This is a genomic window from Pseudomonas sp. NPDC087346, assembly GCF_044744235.1.
Classification (GTDB): Bacteria; Pseudomonadota; Gammaproteobacteria; order Pseudomonadales; family Pseudomonadaceae; genus Aquipseudomonas.
In genome coordinates this window covers 10,109-12,872 of the sequence record NZ_JBIUXX010000096.1, presented here as the reverse complement: position 1 = coordinate 12,872, position 2,764 = coordinate 10,109, and the positions used below count along the sequence as shown (strand labels likewise).

Below are 2,764 nucleotides of genomic sequence, written 5' to 3'. Positions count from 1 at the left end.
AGCGTTTTCGCCTTCCAGAACCTGAACAACAACAGGACCGGAGATCATGAAAGCAACCAGGTCGCCGAAGAAACCACGAGCGCTGTGCTCAGCGTAGAAGCCTTCAGCTTCAGCTTTGGACAGTTGCTTCAGTTTCGAAGCTACAACGCGCAGGCCAGCTTTTTCGAAACGAGTGGTGATCTCGCCGATAACGTTTTTTGCAACTGCGTCAGGCTTGATGATGGAGAAAGTACGTTGAACAGCCATGGTGTAACTCCAGAAACGGTAATTTGCGAAAAATTAAACCCGCGAATTATACGCGGGTTCTTGGGTATTGCCTAACCTGCGGGGACGATCAGTCTGCCTCTTCGATCCAGAGACCTTGTATTGCCTCAAGAACCTTCTCGCCACCCCGATCCGGGATGTCGTCAAATTCCGGCAATTCCATCACCAGGTTACGCAACTTGACGAAATTCACCGACAACGGATCTATATCCGGGTGAGCTTCAGCCAGTTGTATAGCGATCTCTTGTACATCAACCCATTTCAGGCTCATGACATTTCCTTGAATCAGTGCGGCGCTTCAGCCGCATGGTTAAGCGAATATTTCGGGATTTCGACGGTGATGTCTTCTTCACCTACGATAGCCTGACAGGCCAGACGCGATTGCGCTTCCAGACCCCAGGCGCGGTCAAGGAAGTCTTCTTCCAGCTCGTCAGCCTCTTCCATCGAGTCGAAACCCTCGCGGATGATGCAGTGACAAGTAGTACAGGCGCAGACGCCGCCGCAGGCGCTTTCCATCTCGATGTGGTGTTCGTGTGCCAGTTCGAGAATAGAAGTCCCTGGCGCAGCGTCAACAACCATGCCGTCCGGGCAGAACTTCTCGTGTGGCAGAAAAATGACCTGCGGCATCAGATATCCTCGATTTCATTCAGATTGCGCCCAGACAGAGCGGCTTTCACCGTCAGATCCATGCGGCGGGCAGCAAAAGCATCGGTCACTTGCGACAGACGCTTGGTCTGCTGCTCGATGGCGTAACCATCGGTACCTTTCATCAGTTCGATCAGTTCCTGCACCTGCATGTCGATGACCATGCGCTCTTCGGCGTCGAGCAAGCGCTCGCCATCAACCTCCAGAGCACCCTGCACCGCTTCAACCAGGCGTTGCGCATCAACCTGCTGTTCGCGCAGAACGCGGGCCACCTTGTCGTCATTGGCGTGCTGGAACGAATCCTTGAGCATCTTGGCAATTTCGCCATCAGTCAGACCGTAGGACGGTTTGACCTGAATGCTCGCCTCAACGCCCGAACCCAGTTCACGGGCCGAAACGCTGAGCAGACCGTCGGCATCGACCTGGAAGGTCACGCGAATCTTCGCTGCACCCGCGACCATCGCCGGGATACCACGCAGTTCGAAGCGTGCCAACGAACGGCAGTCGCTGATCAGTTCGCGCTCGCCCTGCAATACGTGGATCGCCATGGCCGACTGGCCATCTTTATAAGTAGTGAAATCTTGAGCACGGGCGACGGGGATGGTGGTGTTGCGCGGAATCACCTTCTCCATCAGGCCACCCATGGTTTCCAGCCCCAGGGACAGCGGAATCACGTCGAGCAGCAGCAGTTCGCCGCCATCGCGCTTGTTGCCAGCCAGCGTATCGGCCTGGATCGCGGCACCGATGGCCACCACTTGATCCGGATCGATTTCAGTCAACGGCTGACGACCAAACGCTTCAGCTACTGCTTCGCGAACACGCGGTACACGAGTCGAACCGCCGACCATGACCACCGCATGCACTTCATCCAGCTCGATGCCGGAGTCACGAACCGCGCGGCGGCAGGCTTTCAGGCTGCGGGCGACCATTGGCTCGATCAGCGCGTCGAAGGCTTCGCGAGTCAGCTGCGCTTTCCAGTCACCGTAGGCGACTTCAACAGCAGCGGCATCGGTCAGCGCTTCTTTGGCCGCGCAAGCGGTTTGCAGCAGATTGCGTTGTGCGCCCGGATCGAGATCGGCGGACAGGCCCGCGCTCTCGATGATCCAGCCAGCAATCGCGTGATCGAAGTCATCGCCACCCAGCGCGCTGTCGCCGCCAGTAGCCAGAACCTCGAAAACACCGCCGGTCAGACGCAGAATCGAAATATCGAAAGTACCACCACCCAGGTCATAAATCGCGACCAGGCCTTCGGCATGTTGATCCAGACCATAGGCCACGGCGGCAGCGGTCGGCTCGTTGAGCAGACGCAACACATTCAGACCGGCGAGCTTCGCCGCATCTTTGGTGGCCTGGCGCTGAGCGTCGTCGAAATAGGCGGGAACGGTGATCACCGCGCCGACCAGTTCGCCACCCAAGGTCGCTTCAGCACGCTGACGCAACACTTTAAGGATATCGGCGGAGACTTCGACCGGGCTTTTCGGGCCCTGAATGGTGTCGATGAACGGCATGTGCGACTCGCCACCGACAAAGCGGTATGGCAGTTGCTCGCCCAATTGCTTGACGTCGGACAGACCACGACCCATCAAGCGCTTGACCGACAGCACGGTGTTCAAAGGATCGGAGGACGCCGCCAGCTTGGCCGACTCGCCAACCTCGACGCGATCGGCGTGATAACGCACGGCGGACGGCAGGATGACCTGGCCGTTGTCGTCGGCAAGCGGTTCGGAAAGACCACTGCGCAACGCAGCGACCAGCGAATTGGTAGTACCCAAGTCGATCCCCACAGCCAGACGACGCTGGTGCGGTTGAGGACTTTGGCCGGGTTCGGCGATCTGCAGTAGGGCCATCGTGATCA

General features: G+C 58.0%; 4 protein-coding genes. All 4 read right to left on the bottom strand.

Annotation, left to right across the window (positions count from 1 at the left end; all coding sequences use genetic code 11):
• The coding region (locus ACIOZM_RS29825) for a nucleoside-diphosphate kinase (RefSeq protein WP_401220806.1) at positions 1–246 on the bottom strand (246 nt) is incomplete at its 3' end.
• Positions 247–334: 88 nt separating this feature from the next.
• Positions 335–535: a Fe-S cluster assembly protein IscX gene (gene iscX / locus ACIOZM_RS29820; protein ID WP_401220803.1), complete on the bottom strand. Its 201-nt coding sequence runs from the start codon at positions 533–535 to the stop codon at positions 335–337.
• Positions 536–549: 14 nt separating this feature from the next.
• Positions 550–891, bottom strand: coding sequence for an ISC system 2Fe-2S type ferredoxin (gene fdx, locus ACIOZM_RS29815; RefSeq protein ID WP_401220800.1), 342 nt, complete (start codon positions 889–891; stop codon positions 550–552).
• Entirely contained in the window at positions 891–2,756 is a 1,866-nt protein-coding gene (gene hscA / locus ACIOZM_RS29810; RefSeq protein WP_401220809.1) for a Fe-S protein assembly chaperone HscA, read from the bottom strand. The genes fdx and hscA overlap by 1 nt, the downstream gene beginning before the upstream one ends.
• Between the last annotated feature and the right edge of the window lie 8 nt (positions 2,757–2,764).

Excerpts from the sequence above, each read along its gene's own strand:
- hscA (WP_401220809.1), bottom strand. The coding sequence starts at position 2,756 with ATGGCCCTACTGCAGATCGCCGAACCCGGCCAAAGTCCTCAACCGCAC.
- iscX (WP_401220803.1), bottom strand. The coding sequence starts at position 535 with ATGAGCCTGAAATGGGTTGATGTACAAGAGATCGCTATACAACTGGCT.
- fdx (WP_401220800.1), bottom strand. The coding sequence starts at position 891 with ATGCCGCAGGTCATTTTTCTGCCACACGAGAAGTTCTGCCCGGACGGC.